The sequence below is a fragment of the Curtobacterium sp. HSID17257 genome (assembly GCF_003989515.1).
In the GTDB taxonomy this organism is placed as follows: domain Bacteria; phylum Actinomycetota; class Actinomycetes; order Actinomycetales; family Microbacteriaceae; genus Curtobacterium.
On record NZ_RBLU01000032.1, the window covers coordinates 1 to 23,672 of the forward strand.

Annotated in this window: 24 protein-coding genes; 13 read left to right on the forward strand and 11 right to left on the reverse strand. The window is 72.8% G+C overall.

Annotated features, from left to right (window positions below; all coding sequences use genetic code 11):
* Window positions 1-49 precede the first annotated feature (49 nt).
* The gene (locus tag D8M35_RS07215) at window positions 50-967 is read right to left on the reverse strand and encodes a glycosyltransferase family 39 protein (protein WP_126891235.1); all 918 of its coding nucleotides are present in this window, start codon (window positions 965-967) and stop codon (window positions 50-52) included.
* 287 nt (window positions 968-1,254) lie between these two features.
* Here D8M35_RS07215 and D8M35_RS07220 point away from each other — a divergent pair, with 287 nt between their 5' ends.
* Window positions 1,255-2,454: an endo-1,4-beta-xylanase gene (locus D8M35_RS07220; RefSeq protein ID WP_238638137.1), complete on the forward strand. Its 1,200-nt coding sequence runs from the start codon at window positions 1,255-1,257 to the stop codon at window positions 2,452-2,454.
* 64 nt (window positions 2,455-2,518) lie between these two features.
* Here the strand turns inward: D8M35_RS07220 and D8M35_RS07225 are convergent, their stop codons facing one another.
* On the reverse strand, window positions 2,519-3,106 hold the full coding sequence (locus D8M35_RS07225) for a CGNR zinc finger domain-containing protein (RefSeq protein WP_126891237.1): 588 nt from the start codon (window positions 3,104-3,106) through the stop codon (window positions 2,519-2,521).
* Window positions 3,107-3,201: 95 nt separating this feature from the next.
* Between D8M35_RS07225 and D8M35_RS07230 the strand changes: the two genes are divergently transcribed.
* The gene (locus D8M35_RS07230; protein WP_161972616.1) at window positions 3,202-4,470 is read left to right on the forward strand and encodes an MFS transporter; all 1,269 of its coding nucleotides are present in this window, start codon (window positions 3,202-3,204) and stop codon (window positions 4,468-4,470) included.
* A gap of 84 nt (window positions 4,471-4,554) precedes the next feature.
* On the opposite strand, the gene D8M35_RS07235 is transcribed toward D8M35_RS07230, so the two are convergent.
* Window positions 4,555-4,860 carry a putative quinol monooxygenase gene (locus D8M35_RS07235; RefSeq protein ID WP_126891239.1) on the reverse strand — a complete coding sequence of 102 codons (306 nt, stop codon included), beginning with the start codon at window positions 4,858-4,860 and terminating at the stop codon, window positions 4,555-4,557.
* Between the two features lie 292 nt (window positions 4,861-5,152).
* On the opposite strand from D8M35_RS07235, the gene D8M35_RS07240 reads away from it, so the two are divergent.
* From D8M35_RS07240 to D8M35_RS07250, 3 genes are read left to right on the forward strand one after another with little or no spacing between them, the layout of a single operon-like run.
* A complete protein-coding gene (locus D8M35_RS07240) occupies window positions 5,153-6,520 on the forward strand; it encodes an MFS transporter (protein WP_126891240.1) in 1,368 nt (455 codons plus the stop codon).
* Window positions 6,517-7,359, forward strand: a complete 843-nt coding sequence (locus tag D8M35_RS07245) for a sugar phosphate isomerase/epimerase (protein ID WP_238638135.1) — start codon at window positions 6,517-6,519, stop codon at window positions 7,357-7,359. The genes D8M35_RS07240 and D8M35_RS07245 overlap by 4 nt, the downstream gene beginning before the upstream one ends.
* Entirely contained in the window at window positions 7,356-8,513 is a 1,158-nt protein-coding gene (locus D8M35_RS07250) for a Gfo/Idh/MocA family protein (RefSeq protein ID WP_126891241.1), read from the forward strand. The genes D8M35_RS07245 and D8M35_RS07250 overlap by 4 nt, the downstream gene beginning before the upstream one ends.
* A gap of 65 nt (window positions 8,514-8,578) precedes the next feature.
* Here D8M35_RS07250 and D8M35_RS07255 read toward each other — a convergent pair whose 3' ends face one another.
* Window positions 8,579-9,805, reverse strand: a complete 1,227-nt coding sequence (locus D8M35_RS07255; protein WP_126891242.1) for a glycosyltransferase — start codon at window positions 9,803-9,805, stop codon at window positions 8,579-8,581.
* A 62-nt stretch (window positions 9,806-9,867) separates the two neighbouring features.
* On the opposite strand from D8M35_RS07255, the gene D8M35_RS07260 reads away from it, so the two are divergent.
* From D8M35_RS07260 to D8M35_RS07270, 3 genes are read left to right on the forward strand one after another with little or no spacing between them, the layout of a single operon-like run.
* Window positions 9,868-10,884, forward strand: coding sequence for an NAD(P)-dependent oxidoreductase (locus D8M35_RS07260; RefSeq protein ID WP_126891243.1), 1,017 nt, complete (start codon window positions 9,868-9,870; stop codon window positions 10,882-10,884).
* On the forward strand, window positions 10,877-11,734 hold the full coding sequence (locus D8M35_RS07265; RefSeq protein ID WP_161972617.1) for an MBL fold metallo-hydrolase: 858 nt from the start codon (window positions 10,877-10,879) through the stop codon (window positions 11,732-11,734). The genes D8M35_RS07260 and D8M35_RS07265 overlap by 8 nt, the downstream gene beginning before the upstream one ends.
* On the forward strand, window positions 11,731-12,672 hold the full coding sequence (locus tag D8M35_RS07270; protein WP_126891245.1) for a 3-oxoacyl-ACP synthase III family protein: 942 nt from the start codon (window positions 11,731-11,733) through the stop codon (window positions 12,670-12,672). The genes D8M35_RS07265 and D8M35_RS07270 overlap by 4 nt, the downstream gene beginning before the upstream one ends.
* Before the next feature lie 150 nt (window positions 12,673-12,822).
* On the opposite strand, the gene D8M35_RS07275 is transcribed toward D8M35_RS07270, so the two are convergent.
* Window positions 12,823-13,281, reverse strand: coding sequence for a DUF4383 domain-containing protein (locus D8M35_RS07275; RefSeq protein ID WP_126891246.1), 459 nt, complete (start codon window positions 13,279-13,281; stop codon window positions 12,823-12,825).
* Window positions 13,282-13,532: 251 nt separating this feature from the next.
* On the opposite strand from D8M35_RS07275, the gene D8M35_RS07280 reads away from it, so the two are divergent.
* The gene (locus tag D8M35_RS07280) at window positions 13,533-14,453 is read left to right on the forward strand and encodes an ABC transporter ATP-binding protein (protein ID WP_126891247.1); all 921 of its coding nucleotides are present in this window, start codon (window positions 13,533-13,535) and stop codon (window positions 14,451-14,453) included.
* Window positions 14,450-15,307, forward strand: a complete 858-nt coding sequence (locus D8M35_RS07285; RefSeq protein WP_126891248.1) for an ABC transporter permease — start codon at window positions 14,450-14,452, stop codon at window positions 15,305-15,307. Before D8M35_RS07280 ends, D8M35_RS07285 begins: the two co-directional genes overlap by 4 nt.
* Before the next feature lie 105 nt (window positions 15,308-15,412).
* On the opposite strand, the gene D8M35_RS07290 is transcribed toward D8M35_RS07285, so the two are convergent.
* Window positions 15,413-15,754: a hypothetical protein gene (locus tag D8M35_RS07290; RefSeq protein ID WP_161972618.1), complete on the reverse strand. Its 342-nt coding sequence runs from the start codon at window positions 15,752-15,754 to the stop codon at window positions 15,413-15,415.
* A 172-nt stretch (window positions 15,755-15,926) separates the two neighbouring features.
* Between D8M35_RS07290 and D8M35_RS07295 the strand changes: the two genes are divergently transcribed.
* Both D8M35_RS07295 and D8M35_RS07300 read left to right on the forward strand, forming a co-directional pair.
* The gene (locus D8M35_RS07295) at window positions 15,927-16,532 is read left to right on the forward strand and encodes an LppP/LprE family lipoprotein (RefSeq protein ID WP_161972619.1); all 606 of its coding nucleotides are present in this window, start codon (window positions 15,927-15,929) and stop codon (window positions 16,530-16,532) included.
* A 29-nt stretch (window positions 16,533-16,561) separates the two neighbouring features.
* Window positions 16,562-17,626 carry a YeiH family protein gene (locus D8M35_RS07300; RefSeq protein WP_126891251.1) on the forward strand — a complete coding sequence of 355 codons (1,065 nt, stop codon included), beginning with the start codon at window positions 16,562-16,564 and terminating at the stop codon, window positions 17,624-17,626.
* Window positions 17,627-17,815: 189 nt separating this feature from the next.
* Here the strand turns inward: D8M35_RS07300 and D8M35_RS07305 are convergent, their stop codons facing one another.
* The 5 genes from D8M35_RS07305 to D8M35_RS07325 all read right to left on the reverse strand — a co-directional run bounded on the left by D8M35_RS07305 (window position 17,816) and on the right by D8M35_RS07325 (window position 23,032).
* On the reverse strand, window positions 17,816-18,892 hold the full coding sequence (locus D8M35_RS07305) for an ABC transporter permease (protein ID WP_126891252.1): 1,077 nt from the start codon (window positions 18,890-18,892) through the stop codon (window positions 17,816-17,818).
* Complete coding sequence (locus D8M35_RS07310) at window positions 18,889-19,770, reverse strand: ABC transporter ATP-binding protein (protein ID WP_126891253.1); 882 nt, start codon at window positions 19,768-19,770, stop codon at window positions 18,889-18,891. The genes D8M35_RS07305 and D8M35_RS07310 overlap by 4 nt, the downstream gene beginning before the upstream one ends.
* 130 nt (window positions 19,771-19,900) lie before the next feature.
* Window positions 19,901-20,614, reverse strand: coding sequence for a response regulator transcription factor (locus tag D8M35_RS07315; RefSeq protein WP_126891254.1), 714 nt, complete (start codon window positions 20,612-20,614; stop codon window positions 19,901-19,903).
* Window positions 20,596-21,885 carry a sensor histidine kinase gene (locus tag D8M35_RS07320; RefSeq protein WP_126891255.1) on the reverse strand — a complete coding sequence of 430 codons (1,290 nt, stop codon included), beginning with the start codon at window positions 21,883-21,885 and terminating at the stop codon, window positions 20,596-20,598. Before D8M35_RS07320 ends, D8M35_RS07315 begins: the two co-directional genes overlap by 19 nt.
* A gap of 10 nt (window positions 21,886-21,895) precedes the next feature.
* Window positions 21,896-23,032, reverse strand: a complete 1,137-nt coding sequence (locus D8M35_RS07325; RefSeq protein WP_202976539.1) for an MFS transporter — start codon at window positions 23,030-23,032, stop codon at window positions 21,896-21,898.
* 34 nt (window positions 23,033-23,066) lie between these two features.
* Between D8M35_RS07325 and D8M35_RS07330 the strand changes: the two genes are divergently transcribed.
* A complete protein-coding gene (locus D8M35_RS07330) occupies window positions 23,067-23,570 on the forward strand; it encodes a TetR/AcrR family transcriptional regulator (RefSeq protein ID WP_126891257.1) in 504 nt (167 codons plus the stop codon).
* Window positions 23,571-23,672 lie beyond the last annotated feature (102 nt).

The window sequence follows — 23,672 nt, forward strand, 5'->3', positions numbered from 1 at the left end:
AATCGACACAGCGGTGCACACCTTTTCCTGCCACGACGCTCTTCCGATCTCACTCGTCGGCCACGTGCGTGCCGGCGTGGCCGACGGCGGCACCCAACGCGCCCACCGCTCCCGGCCACAGCCCGGGGAGGAAACGGTCGACGCCGTTGTAGCCGAAGACCATCGCGAACACGCTGTCGTCGGTCGACCCGTCGAAGTAGGGGTGGTCGCCCGTCGGCAGCAGCCCGAGCACCACCGACCAGGAGAGGCTCGCGACGACCGCGGCACCGACCAGCGCGGCCACGTGCCCGGCGGCGCGGCGCCACCGTCGTCCCGGGCCGGCGGTGGCGACCACCGTGGCGACCACCAGGGCGGGCAGCACCATCCATGCCTGCAGCATCTTGGCCTGGAAGCCGACCCCGACGAACAGCCCGGCGAGCAGCAGCGGCGACCAGGTCCGGGTGAGCGCGGCCCGCTGCCACCAGACCAGCGCGACCGCGAGCGACATCGTGAGGAGGCCGTCCTCCATGGGGTGGCCGAACATCGACACGAAGATCGGGGTGCTCGCGGCGAGGGCTGCGGCGACCAGACCGGCCCGGGCGCCGAGCCAGCGGAGGGCGACCACGGAGACGGCGAGCGTCGTGACCGCCCCCTCGACGACCTGGGGCAGGGCGAGCGAGGCGGTGGACATCCCGAACAGGTGGATGCTGACAGCCTGGGGGACCGCGAAGCCCGCGAGCTTGTCGAGCGTGACGGTCGCGCCTGGGTCGAAGGAGCCGGACAGGAACGCTGGGAGGGACTCCGACATCGAGCGCGCTGCTGCCGCGTAGAACGACGAGTCGCCGCCGCGCGCCAGGTTCCAGCTGCTCAGGACGGCGCCGAGCGCGACGATCACGACGAGGGTCGCGCGCTGCGCCCGGGTCTGGTGCCACCAGCGGGAGGGGCGGGGTCCGGCGGGGGCGCCTGCGGTGGTGCTGCTGTCGTGCATCTCGTGAGCGTCCCGCCGCAGTCGATGGAGCAGCCGTGCACGAGGGCTCCCGGGACCGCGGGTTCGTTCAGGCGCGGGAGCAGGAGCGCTCGACCACGGGCGGTGCTATGTTCGGCCCCACAACAAATCCGCACGACGGTGGCGACGGTGCCACCAGGGGAGCAGACGTGGACACCCAGCAGCCGAGCACCCAGCAGCCGGGCAGCCAGCAACCGGACGCGCAGCAACCGGACGCGCAGCAATCGGTCGCGCAGCAGCCGGTCGCCCACCGCACCGGAGCGGCCGTCCTGACGGTCGTCGACCACCACGGCACACCGCTGCCGGGCGTCGAGGTCACCGTCGAGCAGACCCGGCACGCCTTCGGCTTCGGGAACATCGGCTTCGACTTCGTCGAGCTCGCGAACGACGAGGTCGACGGCGCCGAGCGGGAGCGGCTCGAACGGCTCGCCGACCTGTACACCGACGTGTTCACCACTGCGACGCTCCCGTTCTACTGGGGGCGCTTCGAACCCGAGCGCGGCCGACCCGACACCGTCCGGCTCCGCCGCACCGCGGAGTGGTTCCGCGACCGGGGGATCGCGCTCAAGGGGCACCCGCTCGTCTGGCACACGGTGCAGCCCGACTGGCTCCTCGGGCTGCCCCTCGACGAGGTCGAACGGCTGCAGCGGGAGCGCATCCGCCGCGAGGTCGGCGCGTTCGCGGGGCTGGTCGACACGTGGGACGCGATCAACGAGGTCGTCATCATGCCGGTGTTCGACAACGGCGACAACGCGATCACCCCGCTCGCCCGGGCGAAGGGCCGCATCCCGACGATCCGGATGGCGTTCGACGAGGCCCGCGCCACGAACCCGCACGCGACCCTGCTGCTCAACGACTTCGACCTGTCGAGCGCGTACGAGTGCCTGATCGAGGGCGTGCTCGAGGCCGGGGTGCAGATCGACGCCATCGGGCTGCAGACCCACATGCACCAGGGGTACTGGGGCGAGGAGACGATGCTCGCGATGGTCGACCGCTTCGCCCGGTACGGCCTGCCGCTGCACCTGACCGAGACCTCGCTCGTGTCGGGTGACCTCATGCCCGCGCACATCGTGGACCTGAACGACCACGTGGTGGACTCGTGGCCCTCGACCCCCGAGGGCGAGGCCCGTCAGGCCGACGACGTCGAGCGGCACTACCGGAGCCTGGTCGGACACCCTGCCGTCGAGGCGGTCACGTACTGGGGCATCACCGACGCGGGCGCGTGGCTCGGGGCACCGATCGGGCTGGTCCGCGAGGACGGGACACCGAAGCCGTCGTACGAGGCGCTCCGTCGCCTGGTGAAGGACGAGTGGTGGACCGGGCCGACCGTGCTCCGCACGGACGAGCGCGGGCAGGTGCGCGTGCGGGGGTTCCGGGGGGAGTACCGGGCGGACGTGCGGGGTGCGTCGACGGCGTTCGCCGTCGGACGCGACGCGGCGGAACACGAGCTGGTCGCGCCCGTGGCGTGACGGCGCGGCGAACGGGAGGCGCGGGGCGGGCCGGTCCCGCCCCTCCAGTCCGGCCCGGCGTGGGTCAGCGTTGCTTCCGTGCCTGGTGTCGCGCGACCCGGTTTCGGTTGCCGCAGCCCGCGGCGGTGCACCAGATGCGGTTCTGCCGTGGCGAGGTGTCCAGGTACACCCAGCCGCAGGCATCGTCGCTGCACTGGCGTGCACGGCTGAGGTCGGAGGTGAGCAGGTCGTGCGCTTCCCGGGCGACCAGGGTGCGGGGTCCGGTGAGGTCGGTCGGCTCCGACCACGACCACGTGCTCCGCTCCGGGACGCGCACCAGGGACGAGCGCCGCACGGCGTCGGCGTACTCGACGGCGACCAGGTCGACCGCCGTGTCCGAGCCGTGGAACACGGCCTCGTAGATCGCTTCGCGCAACGTGATCACCGCTGCGAGTTCCCGGGCAGCATCGTCCGGTGCCTCGACTGCGGTGGTTCGCAAGCTGCCGAGGTCGGGGCGTCCGGCGATCTCCTCGGACCAGCGGACGAGTTCGTCGAACGTCGGGAGCGTGTCGATCGAACGCGTGTCGTCGAGGCGCCAGTGGACCGTGTCGACGAGGTCCAGGGCAAGGTGGCCGGCGACCTTCGGGAAGGCGGGCGTCGAGGGTACGTCCATGCGTCGAGCCTAATGGGTGCTGCGGCCGGACACCATTAGTGCGAACTGGCATGGTCTAACGCATGACTGCATCGCAACGCATTAGCCCCCACCGCTTGGGTCCCGACTTCTCGCGCCTGTGGACGGCGCTCGGCGCGTCCGCTGTCGGCGGGCAGATCAGCGAGCTGGCCGTGCCGCTCCTCGCCGTCGTCGTCCTCCACGCCACCGCTGGCGAGGCGGGGATGCTCGGCGCCGCCCGGTGGCTGCCCTTCCTGCTCCTCGCCCTCCCGCTCGGCGTGGTGATCGATCGGTGCCGCCGACGGCCGGTCCTGGTGGCAGCCGACGTGGTGCGGGCGCTGCTGACGGTCGGTGTCGTCGTGCTCGCGGTGACCGGAGCGCTGACGCTGCCGCTGCTGATCGTGGCGGTCGGCGCGCTCGGCGCCTGCACGGTGGCGTTCGAGGTCGCGTACCAGTCCTTCCTCCCCACTGTCGCCGGGCGCGACCAGCTGGAGCGGGCGAACGGACGACTCCAGGCCACGTCGTCCGTCGCCGAGGTGGGCGGCCCCGGGATCGCAGGTCTGCTCGTGCAGGTCCTGACCGCACCGTGGGCCCTCCTGGCACATGCGGGGACGTACGTCGTCTCGGCCGTCGCGCTCGCACGGATCCGTCAGCCGGAGGCCCGACCGGTGCGGAGCGGGCACGGCGTGCTCCGGGACCTCCGCGACGGCCTCGACCACGTGCGGAAGGACCGGTACCTGGTCTCCCTGGTCGGCTTCGCCGCGATCTACAACCTCTTCGCGCAGTGGATCCTCGTCCTCTTCACCGTGCACGCGGTCCGTCAGCTGGGCATGACCGCCGGACTGCTCGGTGCGGTCTTCAGCCTCGGCGCGATCGGTGCCGTCGTCGGGGCTGCTGCTGCGCCGAAGGCGGTCCGCCGGTGGGGTGCCGGGCCGGTCCTCGTGGCGTGCGCTGGGGTCGAGTGCGCCGCGCTGCTCACGCTCCCCGCCGTGGGGACCGACTGGCCGCGTCCCGCCGTGACGGCGGTGCTCGTGCTCGCGTTCGCCTGCAACGGCGCCGGGACCGCGCTCTCGAGCGTCGTCGCACTCACCATCCGGCAGCTCCGGACGCCGGACCGCCTGCTGGGCCGCGTCAACGCGACCATGCGGTGGATCAGCTACGGGGTCATCGCCGTCGGGGCTGCGCTCGGGGGACTCGTCGGTGACGCCCTCGGTACCAGGACCGCGATCGCGATCGGCTGTGCCGGGAGCTTGTCGACCCTGGTCTGGGTCGCCTGCTCGCCCCTCAGGAGCATCCGCGAGCCCCAGGACCTCCGCGTCGCCGATCCGGTCCCCGGACACACGGGTGACCGGGGCCCGGACGAGTGAGCGCGGTCACGTGGCCACGGTCCGGTGGGAGTCGGGGTGTGTTCGACGGCCCGCACTCACCGTGGTCCGGCGCCTGCCGAACGGTCAGCCGAGGTCGAGCGTCCGGCTGAAGGTCCGGGTCACGGGCGGCGCGGCGACGATCGCGGCGAGGGCCCGCGGAGCGCCCTCGTCGGTGGCGCGCCAGGCGACGTACGCGTCGTGGTCGGCCGGGGTCGTCCACCGCTCGAGCACGACGAGGTGCAGCGGGTCGGAGTCGTCGACCAGGACCTCGAGGGACTCGTTGCCGGCGAAGGTCGCCGTCTGGGCGAGAGTCTCCCGGATCGCGGAGTCGATCGTGTCCTGCGCGACGTCGTCTCGCAGCTGGACCTCGAGGAGGACCGTCTGGGTCATGGGTGCACCTTCCGTCAGCGGCGCCCGTCGGTCGGGCGTCGCGTGCGTCAACGCTGCGACGACACGCGGTGTTCCGTGACCTGCCGGGGAAGTGCAGAACGCAACGTCGGCGACGGGGCGCTGCGGTGCGGCGTTGCGGTGGACCGCCGAGGTTGCGTGTAAGCGGGAGGGCGGGCCGACACATGTCGAGAAAAAGCTTCCGGAGGAAGGTTTTCGGTGTTACTGTCCTGCTCACCTACCAGCACTAGGTATTCAAGAGGGCGCCCCGCCCCCGATGGCTCGAGGAGGAGTCATGTCGACACCGACGTCGAAGGAAGAACCGCAGTCCGGTCTCGCCGGTACCGCGAACCCGCCGGTCACCGCGGCCGCCGGAGCCACGAGCAGTGACCCCGCAGCGGCATCGCGTGCGTTCTCGGTCGAGGGCCTCACGCAGAGCGTCAGCACCGTCCGGGTCGGCCCGAAGTACCTCTGGGCACTCAGCCTCGCCCAGTTCGGTCTCTTCGCCGCCCTGCTCACCCCGGTGTTCGTGAGCATGTCGATCAAGGCGACGGTGCTCAACCCGGACAGCCCCGAGACGATCGTCGGGTCGGTCCTGCCGTTCGGCGCCCTCGGCGCCCTGCTCGCCAACCCGCTGGCGGGGGCACTGTCCGACCGCACCCGCACGCGCTGGGGTCGCCGTCGGCCCTGGATGGTCATCGGCGTCGTCGTCTTCGTCGTCGCGCTGGCCTGGCTCGCGTTCGCGCCGGACGTGCTGCAGCTCACCATCGCGTGGGTGCTCGCCCAGGTCGCCGCGAACGCCGTCCTCGCCACGCTGACCGCGAGCTTCGCCGACAACGTGCCCGAGTTCCAGCGCGGCAAGGCGTCGAGCGTCATCGCCCTCGCGCAGAACATCGCGATCCTCGCCGGCCTCTACCTCGCCGTGTACCTGGTCGGGAACCTGCCGGTGCTCTTCATCGCGCCGGGCATCCTGGCGATCGTCGTGATCCTCGTCTACGCCGTCGTGGCCCGCGACGAGCTCCCGGCCACGACGAAGCCCTTCAGCTGGCTCACCCTGATCGCGTCGTTCTGGACGAACCCGATCAAGCACCCCGACTTCGGACTCGCCTGGTGGGGCCGCTTCCTCATCACCTTCGGTACGTTCATGTTCACGACGTACCGCCTGCTCTACATGCGGGAGCACATCGGCATCCAGGACCTGGCCGAGGCCACCGCCACCGTCGCGTTCGGCGTGCTGCTCTACACGGTCGCCCTGCTCGTCAGCGCCGCGGTCTCGGGCTGGGTGTCGGACCGCATCCGCCGTCGCAAGGTCTTCGTCTGGGGCTCCACCGCCCTGACCGCCGTCGGCCTCGTGATCCTGGCGCACGTCGACACCGTCGGTGGGTTCTACTTCGCCGAGATCGTGCTCGGCTTCGCCTACGGCATCTACGCCGCGATCGACACCGCGCTCGTCGTCGACGTGCTGCCCGACCCGGAGCGCCCGGGCAAGGACCTCGGCGTCATCAACATCGCCAACGCCCTGCCGCAGTCGCTCGCCCCGGCGGTCGGCCTGTTCCTGCTCGGCATCGGTGGCGGTCAGAACTACACGCTCATGCTCTGGGGCGCCGGCGTCGCCGTGCTCCTCGGTGCGCTCGTCATCCTCCCGATCAAGAAGGTCCGGTGACCACCGTGGCACCCCGCATCTCGCTCCAGCTCTACACGGTCGACAAGGCACTGGCGCCCGACCTCGACGGTGGCGTCGCCCGCCTCGCCGCCATCGGGTTCGACACCGTCGAGGCGTTCGCCTTCGTCGGTCGCGCAGCCCAGCTCCGGACGGCCTTCGACGCGCACGGCATCAGCGCGCGCACCGGTCACGCCTTCCTGGTCGAAGAGTCGATCCCGCTGCCGGACGGCACCGTGATGACCGCTCCGTCGTACGCCGAGACGTTCGCCGAGGCGTCGGCCCTCGGGCTCGAGATCGTCATCGACCCGTTCGTCGGCCCCGACCACTGGACGACCCGCGAGGGCGTCGAGCGGGTCGCCGCGCGACTGAACGCCGCCGCCGAGGAAGCCGCCGGCCACGGCCTGCGCGTCGGCTACCACAACCACGACCACGAGCTCCGGCCGCGCATCGACGGGAAGCCCGCGCTGCAGGTGCTCGCTGAGATGCTCGACCCCCGCGTCGTGCTCGAGCTCGACCTGTACTGGGCCTCCGCCGCGGGCATCGACCTCGTGCCGTTCATCGAGGAGCTCGGCGACCGCATCGTCGCCGTGCACGTCAAGGACGGTCCGATGCGCGAGGGGATCTCCACCGCCCAGGTGCCGACCGACCAGACCCCCGCCGGCCAGGGCGACGTGCAGCTCGCCGACGCGCTCGCCGCAGCGTCGGCGCTCGAGTACGCCGTCATCGAGTTCGACGGCTTCGACGGGGAGATCTTCGACGGGGTCGAGCAGTCGTACCGCTGGCTGCGCGCCACGCTCGCCGGATCGGACGCGACCGCCACCACGGGGGTGTCCGCATGACCCGCACGGGCCGCGTCGGCATCGGCTTCATCGGCGCCGGGATGATCAGCGAGCAGTACCTGACGAACCTCACGACGTTCCCGGACGTCGAGGTGGTCCGCATCGGCGACATCGACACCGAGCGCGCGGCGGCGTCGGCGGCGAAGTGGGGCATCCCCGCGTCGGGTACCGGCGACGAGGTCCTCACCGACCCCGACGTCGAGATCGTCGTGAACCTCACCCTGCCCGCCACGCACGTCGAGGTCTCCACCGCGGCACTCCGCGCCGGCAAGCACGTCTGGAGCGAGAAGCCGATCGGCGTCGACCGCGAGAGCGCCGCCGGACTCGTGGCGCTCGCCGACGAGCTCGGCCTGCGCCTCGGCATCGCACCGGACACCGTCCTCGGGACCGGGTGGCAGACCGCCAAGCGCGCGATCGAGGCCGGTGCGATCGGCACCCCGCTCACCGCCGTCACGAGCTTCCAGTGGCAGGGACCGGACGTGTTCCACCCGAACGCGTCCTTCCTCTACGCGAAGGGTGCCGGCCCGCTGTTCGACATGGGCCCGTACTACTTCACGGCGCTCGTGCACCTGCTCGGCCCGGTGGCGTCCGTCGTGGCGACGGGGTCCCGGTCGCGCGACACCCGGCAGCTGGTGGTCGGCCCGAACGCCGGGCAGGACTTCCCGGTCGAGGTCCCGACGCACCTGTCGGTGCTGACGTCGTTCGAGCAGGGCGGGAATGCGCAGTCCCTGCTGTCGTTCGACACCCCGCTGTTCCGGCACGGCGTCTTCGAGGTGAACGGCACCGAGGGCACGATCGTGCTCCCGGACCCGAACACCTTCGGCGGCGGCCACCCGATCCGGATCGCCCGACCGCTCGGCACCGACGTGTCGTTCCCGATCGAGCAGGAGTGGGAGACCCTGTCCGACGAGGAGCCGACGGTCGGCCGCGGCCTCGGCGTGCTCGACATGGCGCGGGCGATCCGCGGCGGCGGTGCGCACATCGCCACCGGCGAGGTCGGCTACCACGTGCTCGACACCATGGTGGCGGTCGAGGAGTCGGTCGCGCGCCGCGCGTTCGTCGACGTCGCGTCGACGGTGGCACCGATCGCGTCGCTGCCCGAGGACTTCGATCCGCTCGCCGCGACCCTGGAGGGCGCGTCCGCCACGGTCTGACCGATCACACGACGGTCGGGAGGCTCGGTGCCAGCCGGCACCGAGCCTCCCGACCGTCGTGTGGTTCAGGACCGCCGCAGGACGCGCTCGTAGACCGCCACCAGCTCGTCGACGCGCTGCTCGACGCGGCCGCGGGCCGCGACCAGGGCTGTGCTCGCCCGCTCGAGCCGCTCCGGCTCGTCGTGCAGCCGCCGGACGACCGCCGCGATCCCTGCGGCGTCCGGTGTCGGCGTCGTGAAGCCTCCGCCCTCGGGGACGACCTCGGCGAGGTCCGGGTCGCAGTGCACGACCGGTAGACCGGTGGCGACGGCCTCGAGCATCACCATCGGCTGGTTGTCGAAGTCGGAGGAGCTCGACACCAGCACGTGTGCACGGTGCATGGCGGCGAGGACCGCCTCGTGCGGGGTCGAGCCGTGCAGCCGGACCGGGGTGCCGACCGCGGCGCGGGCGACCGCTGCACGCGCGACGCCGTCGCCGAGCACGTCGACCACGGTGCCGGGCGGGAACGACCGGGCGGCCTCGACCAGGACCTCCGGGCGCTTCTCGGGCGACAGCCGCCCGACCCACAGCACCCGCAGCGGCTCGTCGGCCGCCCGGGTCCGGACCACCGCGGGACCGATCGCGTCGAGGACCGCGGGCTCGATGCCGTTCGAGACGACCGACACCGGGGTCCGCACGCCCCGGTCGACGAGCTTGTCGGCGAAGTGCCGCGACGGGACCACCACGTGGTCGCTCGCCCGTGACTGTGCGAGCATGACCCGCCACATCCGCCGCGCCGTCCGGGTGCGGGTGTACGGGGCGTCGGCCGCGACCCGGATGCCTCGGCGGGGGACCTGCGTCGCGTGCAGGACGGCGAGCAGCACCGTCGTGACGGCGGGGACGGGGAGCACGTTCCGCGTGTAGACGTCGATGCGGCCGTGCATCGTGTGCACCACCGGGACGTCGAGGTCCTGCGCGGCACGGAGCCCGCCGAGCGCGGCGAACATCTCGGAGTGGGTGTGCACGACGTCGATCCGGCGCGCGGCGAACTCGCGACGGAGCAGGGCGCGGAGGCGACGCGGGGACCACGCGAACGGGTAGCCGTCGGGGCGGAACACGGGGGAGACGGGCAGACCGACGACGGCCGGCACGGCGGCGCTGCCCGCCGTGTGCGCGGGGCCCGCCGGGTCGTCCGGACAGAACACCGTGACGTCGTGTCCGGCCGCGGTGAGCGCCTCGGCCAGGGAGCGCACCGCCGTCTGGACGCCCCCGAGCGTCGGTAGGTAGTAGTCGGTGACCAGCGCGATCCGCACGCCCCGAGCCTAGGGGGCCTCCCGTTCCTGCCGGCTCCGGACGTGCTCGTAGGATCTGCGGCATGGGGGGAACAGGCACCGGGGAGCGAGCACTGGTCACCGGGGCGAGCGGGTTCGTCGGCGGCCACGTCGTGCGGACCCTGCGCGACCACGGCTACCGCGTCACGGCGTCCGGCCGTCGAGCCTCGGCCCTGCCCGCCGGCGACGTGCACGTCGGGGACCTCGACGACCTCGCCCGCGCCGACGTCCCCGCGGACGTCGTCGTGCACTGCGCGGCGCTCAGTTCGCCGTGGGGTCCGTGGTCGGCCTTCGAGCACGCCAACGTCACCGGGACCGATCGGGTGCTCGAGTACGCGCGTCGCGTCGGGGCGCGGCGGCTCGTGCACGTGTCGTCACCCGGCATCTACGCCGCACCGCGCGACCGGCTCGACATCCGCGAGGACCAGGTCGACCCGAGCCGCCCGATGAACCACTACATCCGCTCGAAGCTGCACGCCGAGGCCCTCCTCCGTGCCGCGACGGGCGACCCCGACGGACCCGAGATCGTCGTCCTGCGGCCGCGCGGCATCATCGGCGCGGGGGACACCGGGCTCGTCCCGAGGCTGCTCCGCGTCCACGAACGGGTCGGAGTGCCCCTCCTGCGCGGCGGCCGCGGGCTCGTCGACCTCACCGCGGTCGAGAACGTCGCGCACGCCGTCCGGCTCGCGGCCGAGGTGCCCGAGGCCGCCGGGCTGGCGTTCAACATCACGAACGGCGACCCGCGCCCGTTCGTCGAGCTGCTCGACCAGCTGCTCACCGGACTCGGGACGCGCCCGCGGCACCTGCACCTGCCCGCCGGACCGGTGTCCGCACTGGCCACCGTGCTCGAGGCCGTGTGCGCGCTGCTGCCGGGGCAGCCCGAACCGCCGATCACCCGCTACACCGTGTCGACGATCACGCACTCGCAGACGCTCGACCTGTCCCGTGCCCGACGGGTGCTCGGGTACGAGCCGATCGTCGGGCTCGACGAGGCACTGGCGAGCTACGCGACCGCCGGGCACCCACATGACCGAGCGGCCGGCGGACCGCCGCGTGGCTGAGCGTCCGACGGACGGCCGCGTCGCGGAGCCCCCGCTCGGTGTCCTGCGTGCCGCCGCGTGCGGGTGGACGACCCACGACGTGCGCGGTCTCCTCCGGGGTGCTCCGCGCGACCGCCGGATGTTCCCCGCGAACGTGTTCACCTGGACCGGCCCGGACCGTACGGTGCTGTTCGACACCGGGTACGCGCCCCTGCCGTGGCGGACCGGTGCCGCCGGGTGGGCGTACCGACGCCTGCTCCCGCCCGTGGTCCCGGTGGGCAGCACGCTCGCCGACGCCGTCGACACGGACGCCGTCACGCACGTCGTCCTGTCGCACCTGCACCCCGACCACGTCGGTGGGCTGGCCGCGGTCCCACGCGCCCGGGTGCTGGTCACCGAGGCCGTCGCCCGCAGCGTCGCCCGACCGCGGGTGCTCGCCGGTCAGCTGCACGGACTGCTGCCCGAGGGCCTCGTCGACCGGCTGCAGGTGATCCCGGACAGCGCGTTCGGCCCCGCAGGCGCCGGGCCGCTCGCCGCCGTCGGGCTGGCCACCGCCGACCCGTTCGGCGACGGTCACACCCGGCTCGTGCGCCTGCCCGGACATGCGGACGGGCACCTCGGCCTGCTGGTCGAGGACCGCGCGCTGCTCGCCGGGGACGCCGCGTGGAGCCGCGACCTGCTCGGGCGGGAACGCGACCTGCGCCTCCTGCCGCGCGCGGTCGCCCACGACGCCGGAGCGCAGCGCGACACCGCCGATCGCCTGCTCGCGCTCGAGCGCGCAGGTGTCAGACTGCTCTTCAGCCACGACGAGCACAGGACCGGGGTGGACCTGCTCGACGACGAGGACGACGAGGACCGAGGGGGACCATGAAGCACTGCGCCATCGCCGGTTGGGGGACAGCACTGCCGGACCGGACGGTCACCTACGGCAGCGGAGCACGGACCGTCACCCGGTACCGCATCGCCGACGACGTGTCGCACCTCGACATGCTCACTGCGGCCGCGTCCCGGGCGATCGAGCACGCCGGCATCGACGCCGCCGACCTCGACCTGGTCATCGCCGCCTGCGCTGCGGGCGTCCAACCGATCCCGTGCACGGCGGCCCTCGTGATGGAGCAGGTCGCTCCCGATGCCCGGGCTGCCGCACTCGACGTCAACTCGACCTGCACGAGCTTCATCACCGCGCTCGACATCGCCTCCCGGTACCTGGAGGACGGCGACCACGAGCGCGTGCTCGTCGTGTCCGGTGACGTCGGGTCGCGCTTCCTCGACCCAGCCGAGCGCGAGTCCGCCGAGCTGTTCTCGGACGCCGCGGCCGCGGTCGTGCTCACCCGCGGCGACGGCACGCAGGGGGTGTTGTCGGCGCTGCAGCAGACCTGGCCGGAGCACGCCCACGACACCGAGCTCCGGGGCGGCCTGTCCCGGTACCCCGCGCAGCAGTACGCCGACGGCGACCCGGCGGACTACCTGTTCGACATGCACGGCCGACGCGCCCTGACCGGGATGCTCCGCGTGCTGCCCGGGTTCTTCGCGCGGTTCTGGGAGCGCAGCGGACTCGGGCTCGACGACGTCGACCTGGTCGTGCCGCACCAGGCCAGCGGAGCGATCGGACTCGCGATGCGCCGGCTCGGGATCCCGACCGACAAGTACGTCGACGAGGTCGCCGCGTTCGGGAACTCGGTGTCCTCGTCGGTGCCGTTCATGCTCGCGCGGTGCCTCGACGACGGACGACTCCGACGGGGCGACACCGTGCTGCTCTGCGGGACGGCGGCGGGCCTGACCGCGAACGCCCTCGCGCTGCGCCTCTGACGAATGCGGTCAGCGCCGCGACGGGTTCGATTCGGGTACGACGACGCCCCCGCCGCAACTGCGACGGGGGCGTCCGATGGCCCCTGATCCCCGGGGAGGCCACCGCTGGTCCGGTGGACCGCCCAGCACCGGACGGCCCACCGAGGTCGATCAGCGCGCGGTGCGTCCCGCACGGGGGAGCAGCACACCGAGGACGATCATCGCGACCGCGAGGAACGCGTGCAGGACGTTGTCGGCGCTGTTCAGCGGGACGAAGTTCGCCGCACCGGCCATGTTCGCGACGAAGAGGCCGAAGACGAACAGCACGGCGTAGACGATGCCGCCGATGAGCAGGTAGGAGCGCGAGCCGGCGGCGGAGCGGGCGGCGAGGATGCCGACGATGCCGAACAGCAGGTGCACGATGTTGTGCAGCGCCGACACCTGGAAGAGCCCGAGGAGCATGGCCATCGAGCTGTTGCCGGCGAACGACATGGTGCCCATGTCCATGGTCAGGCCGGGGATGAAGCCGGCGACGCCGACGATGAGGAAGACGACGCCGAAGAGCAGTGCGCCCTTCTGGACGAGGGTCGAAGCGAAACCGGTACGGGGTGATGCCGCGTTGCTGGTCATGGTGCAGTCCTTCCGAGTGCGTTCCACGACGGCGTCTCGGGATCACCGCACTGGGGCAGCGTCGTCGTCGTACAGGGGTTTCGGAGCAGGCGCGCAGCCGGATTGGTGCGTCGTCGGGGTGTCCTTCCAGCGCGGTCGACGACGTTGCTCGGCGCCCTCCCGCGATCTGCCGTGTCCTCCTGGGGGATGACCTCGGGTCTCCACCCGTGGGGGGACGCGCCGGGCAGGGCTCCGGAAATAGCGTGGACCTCGTGATCGAGATCGAGCATCTGTCCAAGCGCTACGGCGCCAAGACCGCCGTGGACGACATCTCCTTCGTCGTCCGCCCGGGCAGCGTCACCGGCTTCCTCGGCCCGAACGGCGCCGGGAAGTCCACGACCATGCGGATGATCATGGGCCTCGACACGCCCACGTCCGGGCGGGTCCGGGTGAACGGCCAGGAGTACCGATCCTTCCGCGACCCGCTCCGCCAGGTCGGTGCGCTGCTCGAGGCGAAGGCCGTCCACTCCGGGCGCAGCGCGTACAACCACCTGCTCTCGCTCGCGGCGACGCACGGCATCCCGAAGTCCCGCGTGCACCACGTGATCGAGCTCACCGGGCTCGAGTCGGTCGCGAAGAAGCGCGTCGGCGGGTTCTCCCTCGGCATGGGGCAGCGGCTCGGCATTGCGGCGGCGCTGCTCGGCGACCCGAAGACCCTGATCCTGGACGAGCCGGTGAACGGTCTCGACCCGGACGGCGTCGTGTGGGTGCGCCAGCTCGCCCGGCACCTGGCGTCCGAGGGCCGCACCGTGTTCCTCTCCAGCCACCTGATGAGCGAGATGGCGCAGACCGCCGACCGTGTGGTCGTGCTCGGTCGCGGCAAGGTGCTCGCGGACGCCCCGATCGCCGAGTTCGTCGCCGGCAGCGGGCAGGGCGGCGCGGCGCGCACCCTCGTCCGGACGCCGCACCCCGACCAGCTCTTCGGTGCGGTCGGGTCGGCCGCGTCGTCGATCACCCCGCGCGAGGACGGCGCCTTCGTGGTCGTCGGCCCCGACGCGCAGCAGATCGGCACCATCGCCGCGCAGAGCGGTGCGGTGCTCCACGAACTCACCCCGATGGGTGCGAGCCTCGAGGAGGCGTACATGGCCCTGACCAAGGACGAGGTCGAGTACCAGGCGGAGGTCGCCCGATGAGCGCCGCGACCGCCACCGCGATGCCGAGCAGCGTCGGCCTGGGCTTCGGACGACTGGTCCGCAGCGAGTGGATCAAGTTCCGCAGCATCCGCTCCACCTGGTGGTGCTACGCGATCATCGTCGCCCTGACGATCGGGCTCGGTGCACTGCTCGGGCTCTACGCGCCGATCGTCGGCCTGCCCGAGGGCGCCGAGGTGACCCAGGCGGTCGCGAACGCGCAGATCGTGAACCTCAGCATCTCGTCGGTCGGCTTCACCGTGCTGGTCGCTGCGGTGCTGGGCGTCCTCATCATCACGGGTGAGTACGGCACGGGACAGGTCCGGTCGACCTTCACCGCCGATCCCGGCCGCACCGGTGCCGTCCTGGCCAAGGCCGTCGTCCTCGCCGTCGCCACCTTCGTGGTCAGCGTGGTCGCCACGTGGATCGGCGTCGCGCTCGTCACGCTCTTCCAGGCCGACAAGGGCGTCGAGGCCGACCTGGCCGACCCCGCGGTGTTCATGCCGATCCTCGGCTCGTCCGTCTACGTGACGGGGATCGCGCTGCTCGCCTTCGGCATCGGGCTCCTCGTCCGCTCGAGCGCCGGCGGCATCGCCATCGCGCTCGGTGTGCTGCTCGTGCTGCCGATCGTGCTGCAGCTCGTCGCCGGACTGGTGGACCAGCAGTGGCTCCTCGACGGGTCGCGCTTCCTGCCCGACCAGGCCGGCAGCCAGCTCTACACGTACGAGCGGTCCGCGGACCAGCCCGCGCCCGAGGGCGTCGTGCTGAACGGCTGGTCCGGCGGCGGGATCCTCGCGGCGTGGGTCGTCGCGATCGGCGTCATCGCGGTGGCCGCGGTCAAGAAGCGCGACGTCTGACGACGAGGGCCGCTGACGGTCACGACGTGACCACGAGACGCAACGGGAGGCTCGGTGCCAGCTGGCACCGAGCCTCCCGTCCGTCCGCAGCCGGGTACCGGCGGGTCAGGCCGCCCGCGAGAACAGCCCGCGCAGGGCGCGCGTCAGCCGCCCCGTGCGTCGTGGCTGCTGGACGACCTCGATCGCACGCGTGGGCATGCGGAACGCGAGGTCGTGGAGCATGTTCCGCTTCGTGCCGTCCCAGTTCGCGAACAGGTAGGAGCCGCCGATGAACGACATGCTCCGGACCGGCGTGCGCTTCCACGAGTCGGCGGCGACGTAGTAGCCGGCGTGGCCGGCGCGGATGTGGTCGATGACGGTGTCCACGTCGAAGACACCCGTCGTGGTGACGACGGTGGTGATGCCCGTTCGGTCGCGGGCGACGTACTCGATGAGGTGTTCGGTCACGGCGTGCTCTGATCTGTGTCTGACTCGACCGGCCCGTGAGGTCGGCGCTCGGGAGGTGTTCGGAACCGCCCTTGCTTCCGCCTGGATGGTACGCCGGAGCGGTCGTCCGGTTCCAGGCGCCGATGCGGCTGGGGGACGAACGTCCACGCAGCGCGGAGAGCAGGGTGGTCCCATGCGCGCCACTCGTCACTCCCGTCCCGCAGGCCTGCTCCTGGTCACCGCGATCGCTTCGGTCGCGCTCGCCGGGTGCACGGGAGGATCGGGCGGTGATGCCACCGCGACCGTGACCGCGACCCGGACGGTCACCCCGTCGGCGTCGTCGTCCGCCTCGTCGTCCGGCGGGGCGGCTCCCACCGCCACGCCCTCGTGCGGGCCGTCCGACGGGGCCGCTGCCGCCGCTGGTCCGATCGCGGACCTCCCGCTGCCCGCCGGCCTCGAGTCGGCGCGGTGGGACGCGTCGGCCGCGGACACCTCGGTGTACGACGGGTGCGCGGCCCTGTCCGCCGTCACCGTCAGCGTCGCCGACGGCACCGCGAGCTCACCGGTCGCGATCCTGCTCTTCCACGACGGCACGTACCTCGGGACGGCGACGAAGGAGCAGTACCCGTTCGTGCCGGAGGTGACGCGGAAGTCGGCGGGGTCGATCCGCGTCGAGTACCGCTACCCGCAGGGTGCCGACAGCAACGCCGACCCGTCCGGCCGCGCGACCGCGACCTACACGTGGGACGACGGCGCGGGTCGGGTCGAGATGTCCGGGGACGTCCCGCCGGCTGCCTGACCGCCCGCGCCGGTGGGATGCTGGTCCGCATGCCCCTGACCCGCCCGGCGCTCGTCGCCGCCCTGCCCGGTCTCGCGCTCGCGGTCGTGATCGGCATCGCCGCCACCCTGGTGGGCCGTGCGGTCCCGGTCGTCGGCGGTCCGGTGCCGGCCGTGCTGCTCGGTGCGCTGGTCGGCTGGCTCGTCCGGCGCCGACGGCAGCAGGACCACGGGACGGCAGACCTCGGCGGGCTGCAGCCCGGCGTGAAGTTCGCGTCGAGCCGGGTCCTGCAGGCCGCGGTCGTGCTCCTCGGCGCACAGCTGTCGATCGGCGAGGTCGTGCGCATCGGCGGCGAGACCCTCCCGGTGATGCTCACGACGCTCGTGGTCTGCCTCGTCGCCGCGTGGGGGATCGGTCGGTTGCTCCGGGTGTCGAGCACGCTCCGCACGCTGATCGGGGTCGGCACGGGCATCTGCGGCGCCTCCGCCATCGCGGCCGTCACCCCCGTCGTCGGTGCCGCCAGCGCCGAGGTCGCGTACGCCCTGTCGACGATCTTCCTCTGCAACATCGCCGCGGTCTTCGTCTTCCCCCTGGTCGGCCACGCGCTCGGCCTGTCCCAGCACGCGTTCGGCGTCTTCGCCGGCACCGCCGTGAACGACACGTCGTCCGTCGTCGCGACCGCCACGATCTACGGTCCCCAGGCGACCGACACGGCCGTCGTCGTGAAGCTGGTCCGGACCCTGATGATCATCCCGATCGTCATCGGGCTCGCCGGCCTGGAGGCACGCCGCACCGCCCGCGCGCAGCCGGACTCCGTCGACGGGCCGCGTCGCGCCGGGGGCGTCCGTGTGCTGCGGTTGGTCCCGTGGTTCCTCGTCGGGTTCCTCGTCGTGGTGCTGCTGCGGACCACCGGGGTCCTGCCGGCGGCGGCGGCCCCGAGGTTCTCGGCGGCGGCGACGTTCCTCATCACGGTGGCGCTGGCGGCCGTGGGGGTCTCGACGGACTTCGCGGCGCTGCGTCGTGCCGGGTTCCGCCCGATGCTGCTCGGCATCGCGCTGTGGGTGCTCGTCGCGGCGACGAGCCTGGGGGTGCAGGCGGCCTTCGGTCAGCGCTGACGCGGCGCCCGCGTGGCCGCTCGGTCCGCGCGCTCGGTCCGCGCCGCCGTCGGTGGAGCAGGAAACGTCGAGTGGCGCGAGGCAACCCGACGTCGTCTGCTCCATGGACGCGCCCCGCGCGCGCAACCGCACGACGGACGGGAGGCACGGTGCCAGCTGGCACCGTGCCTCCCGTCCGTCGCCCGCTCGTCAGCCGCGCAGCGCCTCCGCGAGCTTCACGCGACCGCCGGTCCGGAGCAGCGCGTTCTCGTAGATGCGCGCGCCCACGGCGACGACCACGACGACCGACGCGGCGACGACCAGCAGTGACACGATCGGCTCCCACCACTCGGCCGTCCCCAGGAAGATGCGCATCGGCATGCCGATCGGCGCACTGAACGGGACGTACGACATGATCCCCACGATCGTCGGGTCGTCCGCCGCCACCACGATGAGGATGTACGGGATCATCACGAGCATCATCACCGGCATGGTCACGCTGCCGACGTCCTCCTGACGGGAGACGAGCACGGCGGACGCGGCGAACAGCGACGCGATGAGCACGAAGCCGACCGCGAAGAAGCCGACGAACCACAGCACGCTCGGCCCGAGCAGGGTGAACAGGTTGTCCTGCCCGGTGACCGCGAGGGCCACCACCCCGGCGATCGCGATCGCGACGATCTGCGCGAAGGCCATGATGCTGTTGCCGAGCACCTTGCCGGCGAGCAGTGCCCGCGCCGGGATCGCCGCCATCAGGATCTCGACGACCCGGGTGGACTTCTCCTCGACGACGCTCTGCGCGATCGACGAACCGAAGGTCACCGCGGAGGCGAAGAACACGACGCCGAACATGATGCCGATGGCGGACACGAGCCCCGCGGACAGCGTCCCGGGCTCGAGGAGCTCGACGGACGGCGTGACACTGAGCGCGCTGACGACGTCGGTCGGGGCGTCCTCGAGCCCCACGACCGAGTAGCCGAGGGCGTCGTCGGACGGCACGATGGCGGCGTCCACCTCGCCGTCGCGCACCAGGCGTTCGGCCTGCGCGGTGGTCCGCGTCGGGGTGACGTCGAAGCCGGCCGTGGACTCGAGCGAGACCCCGTCGACGACGGCGACGGGGGTCGTGTCGTCCGCCGTGGCCTTGCCGACGATGCCGCCGATCACGATCGAGGCGACGACCACCACCAGCAGGATCGCCGCCGAGACCACGAAGGCCTTGCTGCGCACACGGGCCTGGATCTCGCGGGCGGTCACGAGCCTGACCGCGTTCACGAAGGAGCTGTTCATCGGACGACCTCCCGGAAGACCTCGCTGAGTCGGGGCACCCGCGGGGCGAACGACCCCACCGTGCCGTGCTGGACGGCGCGCTGCAGGACACGCTGCGCGGTCGGCTCGTCGGCCTCGAACACGGCGTAGCCGCCGTCGAACTCGCGGACGGTCACGCCGGGCTCGTCACGGAGCCAGGCGACGTCACCGTCGACGAGCAGCTCCCACGCGGCAGGTCCGGCGCTGCGGCGCAGGTCCTCCTGGGAGCCGGCGGCGCGGATCGTGCCGTCGGCGATCACGACGACGTCGTCGCAGAGCCGTTCGACCACGTCGAGCTGGTGGCTCGAGAACAGCACCGGCACACCCTTGGCGGCCTGCTCACGGAGCACGCCGAGCACGGTGTCGACCGCCATCGGGTCCAGGCCCGAGAACGGTTCGTCGAGCACCAGGACCTCCGGGTCGTGCACGAGTGCCGCGGCGACCTGCACCCGCTGCTGGTTGCCCAGCGAGAGCTTCTCGACGGCGTCGCCCGCGTGCTGCGCGAGGTCGAGGCGTTCGAGCAGTGCGCTCGTGCGCTGCCCGGCGGTCCGCTTGTCGACGCCGTGCAGACGCGCCAGGTAGGTGATCTGCTCGGCGACCGGCATCTTCGGGTAGAGCCCGCGCTCCTCGGGCATGTAGCCGAAGCGGCGGCGGTCGGTCGGCCCGACCTCGCTGCCGTCGATCGTGACCCGCCCGGTGTCGGCCTGCAGCACGCCGAGCAGGATCCGCATGGTGGTCGTCTTGCCGGCGCCGTTGCCGCCGACGAACCCGGTCAGTCGGCCGCTGCCGACCGAGAACCCCACGTCGTCGAGCACCCGGCGGTCGCCGAAGTGCTTCGTGACCCCTTCGATGGTGAGCATCGCCCGTTCCCCTTCCGTCGGCGGTCCTCGCCGACGTCTCGACGCTATTGGCCGGGAGGCACGGCGCACCTCCGACGGGAGGCGGGACTTCCCGACGCCACGGCTCCACCGCGCGGGGGAGCGGACTCCGTCAGCTCGCGGAGGCGACCCCGCGCTCGAATGCCCAGACGACGGCCTGGATCCGGTCGCGGACACCGGTCTTCTGCAGGACGTTCGACACGTGCGTCTTCACGGTGGCCTCGCCGACGAAGAGCTCGCGGGCGATCTCGGCGTTGCTGAACCCGCGGGCGAGCAGGCGCAGGACCTCGGCCTCACGCTCGGTGAGGCCCGCGGTGGCGATGGCCGCCGCGCCGGTGTCCGGTACGGCCGGACCCCCGTCCCCGCCGGCGGCTCCGGGGCAGTCCGGCCCGTGTCCGGCGGTCGCACGGCTGATCACCCGGCGGGTGACGTCGGGGGCGAGCAGTGCGTCACCGGCCGCGACGGTGCGGACGGCGTCGATCAGCCGTTCGGGGGAGGCGTTCTTCAGCAGGAACCCGCTCGCACCGGCCTCGAGCGCCTGGAACAGGGCATCGTCGTCGTCGAAGGTGGTGAGGACGAGGACCGCCGGCGGGTCCGCGAGTGCACCGATCCGTCGCGCCGCGTCGAGCCCGTCGACACCGGGCATCTGGACGTCGAGGCACACGACGTCGGGCCGGAGGGCCACGACGGCCTCCACCGCAGCCGCACCGTCCGGGGCCTCGCCGATCACCCGGAAGCCCGGCTCGGACTCCAGGATCACGCGGAAGCCGGCGCGCACCAGGTCCTGGTCGTCCGCGAGCACGATCGTCAGGTCGTCGGCAGCCATGCCCGTACCAGGTACCCTCCCCGGGCGCGCGGCCCGATCTCGATGCGTCCGCCCACCGCGGCGACGCGCTCCCGCATGCCGACGTGTCCCAACCCACTGCTGCGCGGGTCGCGGACGGCGCCGGCGCCGTGTCCGTCGTCGGCGACCTCGACCTCGATGGCGTCGTCGAGGTAGCGCAGCCGCACGTCGGCCCGGGCGCTCGGTCCGGCGTGCTTCACGACGTTCGTCACGGCCTCCTGCGCGATCCGGAACGCCACCGCGCCGACGGTCGGCGGGACGGTGCGTTCGTCCCCGACGACCACGTACTCGCCGTCGTGGCCGGCGGTGCGCACGGCCTCGACGAGTTCGGGCATCCGCCCGAGCCCGGCCGTGCTCGGTGCTGTGTCGGTCGCGCTCGGTGCCGTGTCGGTCGCGTCCCCGCCACGGTCGTCCTCACGCAGGGTCCCGAGCATGCGACGGAGCTCCTCGACCGCGGTGCGCGCGCTGTCCTCGACCACCGTGAGTGACGCGGTGGCCTGTGCCGGATCGCGGACGACCACGCGTCGCGCAGCCCCGGCCTGGACGCCCATCAGCGACACGTGGTGCGCGACCACGTCGTGCAGTTCCCGGGCGATCCGCACCCGCTCGAGGGTGAGCGCCTGGGCAGCGGTGCGTTCCCGCTCGGACGCGAGCTCGGCGGTGCGTTCGGTGAGGTCCTGCTTCGCGACCGCGGCTGCCCACGCCCGGTTGCCGGCGTACCAGGCGCCGCCGAAGTACAGCACGTTGATCAGGATGTTGACCAGCGAGTACGCGACGTACGGCGGGATGAGCGCGTCGTCGCCGCCCGGGAGAGCGCTCGGCGCCGCCCACCCGAACGAGAGCGAGACGAACACCCACGCGAACATCCCGCCGATGATCACCCAGCGGACCACCTCGGCACGGACGCGGTCCGAGCACCAGGCGCCCACCGTGTAGAGCGCGATGAAGAGCGTGAAGTTGATGAGGACGATCTCGGGCACGTGGAGCAGCTGCGTCGCCGCGTACGCCAGCGCGGACACGACCGCGACGGTCATCGGCCACCGGCGACGGAACGCGATCGGTGCGGCGTTCGCGACGATCATCAGCGCCGAGGTCCACCACGGAGCCTGGTCGTCGCCGTACACGCCCACTGCGCCGTACAACGTGGTCGTGACGGCCAGCCCGACGCCGAGCACCAGCGCGAGCACTGCGTCCTGGCGGTGCTCCCGCGGCCCGACGGGCAGCCGGCCCCACCCCTCCGTCGTCCTCCCCATGCGGTCAACGCTACCGGGTGGGCGCCGCTGACCGCAGGCTCCGACGGGCGACCAGCAGCGGGGTACCGGCAGCGACCGCCACGACGGCGGCGGCAGCGATGAAGGTCGGCGCCGTGCCCGCCGGTCCGACCAGTGCGCCGGCGGCCGCTGCCCCGAGCGCCTGTCCGGCGACGAGCACCACGAAGAGCACCGCGGTGCCCGCAGCGGCGTACTCCTCGTCGATCTCGGTCGTCCACGCGATGAGGGCACCGGTCGCTGCGGTGTAGCCCCACCCGAACAGTGCGCACGCCACCAGTGCGGCCGCGACGACGTGGGGCAGCAGCCCGAGTGCGAGGACCGCGACGGCGGCGGCCGTCGTGGTCAGCAGCCACAGGCGAGCGGCCGGCATCCCGCTCGTCCACCGTGCCGTCACCGCGGCCGAGGCGCCGCCGGCGCCGAGCAGGATCCAGGCCACGACCGTCAGCACGCTCGGCACACCCGCACCGACGAGGGCCGAGCGGCCGTAGGTCCAGACCGCCGCCGAGCCCGCGCCGAACAGCAGGGCGACCACCACCGGCACGACCTGTGCACCGAACCACGACCGGCCGGGCAGCACGGGGCGCGCCGGACGCCCGACGTCGACGGTCCGCCCTGCCGCGAGGAACACCACGCCACCGACCACCAGCGTCACGACCCCGGCGACGGCCCACGCGGCCCGCCAGTCCGGCAGGAGCACGAGCGCGAGCAGTCCGGCGGCGACGAGCCCCGGACCCGTGCCGGAGTTCACGACCGCCTGCGCCCGGTCGCGGGCCGCCTCGTCGACCCGACCGGTGACCAGCTGCACCATCGCCGGCGACGCGAGTCCGGCACCGATCGACGCCACGACCACGGAGGCCCCGAACACGATGGCTGACGGGCTCGCCGCCATCGCGATCGCGCCGATGCCCGCGGTGAGTGCCGCGCCGACGACGAGCCACCGGGCAGCGCGGCCCGCGAGGAGGAACCCCACGACGGCGCCGAAGCAGTACGTGACCGAGGCGCCCGAGGACACCGCCCCGCCGACGTCCGCTCCGAAGCCGAGGTCGCGCTGCACGTCCGGCAGGAAGAGCCCGAACGCCAGGCGCACCAGGCCGTACGTCGCAGCGACGAGTCCGAGCCCGCCGACCACCAGGAGGTGATCCCGTAACGAAAACGCCGAGGAGCTGTTCTTCACGCGGGGCATCGCGGCGACCCCGATCGACGCCGTGCTCGAGCGCGCGGGGGTGTCGTCGGCGACGCTCTACCGCGGGTACCCGAGCAAGGAGGCCCTCGTCGCCGCCGCGCTCGACCGACGCCACGAGGACTGGGTCGCGACCTGGGACCGGGCGCTCGAGCGGGCGACGGACGACCGCGGCAGGCTCCTCGCCGTGTTCGACGCGCTCGACGACTACCGGTCCACCCCGACGGGCTCCCGCTGGTGCGCGTTCCTCGGTACCGCCGCCGAGTACGTCGACGCCCCCGAGGACCTGCGCGCCGTCCTCGACCGCGAGACCAGCACCCTGCGCCGACGGCTCACCGAGACGGCTCGGCCGGTCGTGGGCGACCGTGCCCCGGCGCTCGCCGAACAACTGCTGCTCGTCGTCTCCGGGTCGCTCGCGATGCGCCTGCGCGACCCGGCGGCGGACGCCGCCACCGCTCGTGCGGTCGCGTCTGCACTCCTGCACTGAGCGGCCCGTCACCGCACGGACGGGAGGCGCGGTGCCGGTGACGGACGCCCGTCGCCTGCACCGTGCCTCCCGTCCGGACCCCGTCGGCTGCGCGTCGGCCGG

Coding starts and splice junctions, on each gene's coding strand:
- D8M35_RS07320 (WP_126891255.1), bottom strand. CDS start 21,885: ATGGGGAGGACGACGGAGGGGTGGGGCCGGCTGCCCGTCGGGCCGCGG.
- D8M35_RS07240 (WP_126891240.1), top strand. CDS start 5,153: ATGTCGACACCGACGTCGAAGGAAGAACCGCAGTCCGGTCTCGCCGGT.
- D8M35_RS07270 (WP_126891245.1), top strand. CDS start 11,731: ATGAAGCACTGCGCCATCGCCGGTTGGGGGACAGCACTGCCGGACCGG.
- D8M35_RS07260 (WP_126891243.1), top strand. CDS start 9,868: ATGGGGGGAACAGGCACCGGGGAGCGAGCACTGGTCACCGGGGCGAGC.
- D8M35_RS07235 (WP_126891239.1), bottom strand. CDS start 4,860: ATGACCCAGACGGTCCTCCTCGAGGTCCAGCTGCGAGACGACGTCGCG.
- D8M35_RS07315 (WP_126891254.1), bottom strand. CDS start 20,614: ATGGCTGCCGACGACCTGACGATCGTGCTCGCGGACGACCAGGACCTG.
- D8M35_RS07215 (WP_126891235.1), bottom strand. CDS start 967: ATGCACGACAGCAGCACCACCGCAGGCGCCCCCGCCGGACCCCGCCCC.
- D8M35_RS07310 (WP_126891253.1), bottom strand. CDS start 19,770: ATGCTCACCATCGAAGGGGTCACGAAGCACTTCGGCGACCGCCGGGTG.
- D8M35_RS07250 (WP_126891241.1), top strand. CDS start 7,356: ATGACCCGCACGGGCCGCGTCGGCATCGGCTTCATCGGCGCCGGGATG.
- D8M35_RS07275 (WP_126891246.1), bottom strand. CDS start 13,281: ATGACCAGCAACGCGGCATCACCCCGTACCGGTTTCGCTTCGACCCTC.
- D8M35_RS07225 (WP_126891237.1), bottom strand. CDS start 3,106: ATGGACGTACCCTCGACGCCCGCCTTCCCGAAGGTCGCCGGCCACCTT.
- D8M35_RS07295 (WP_161972619.1), top strand. CDS start 15,927: ATGCGCGCCACTCGTCACTCCCGTCCCGCAGGCCTGCTCCTGGTCACC.
- D8M35_RS07305 (WP_126891252.1), bottom strand. CDS start 18,892: ATGAACAGCTCCTTCGTGAACGCGGTCAGGCTCGTGACCGCCCGCGAG.
- D8M35_RS07300 (WP_126891251.1), top strand. CDS start 16,562: ATGCCCCTGACCCGCCCGGCGCTCGTCGCCGCCCTGCCCGGTCTCGCG.
- D8M35_RS07285 (WP_126891248.1), top strand. CDS start 14,450: ATGAGCGCCGCGACCGCCACCGCGATGCCGAGCAGCGTCGGCCTGGGC.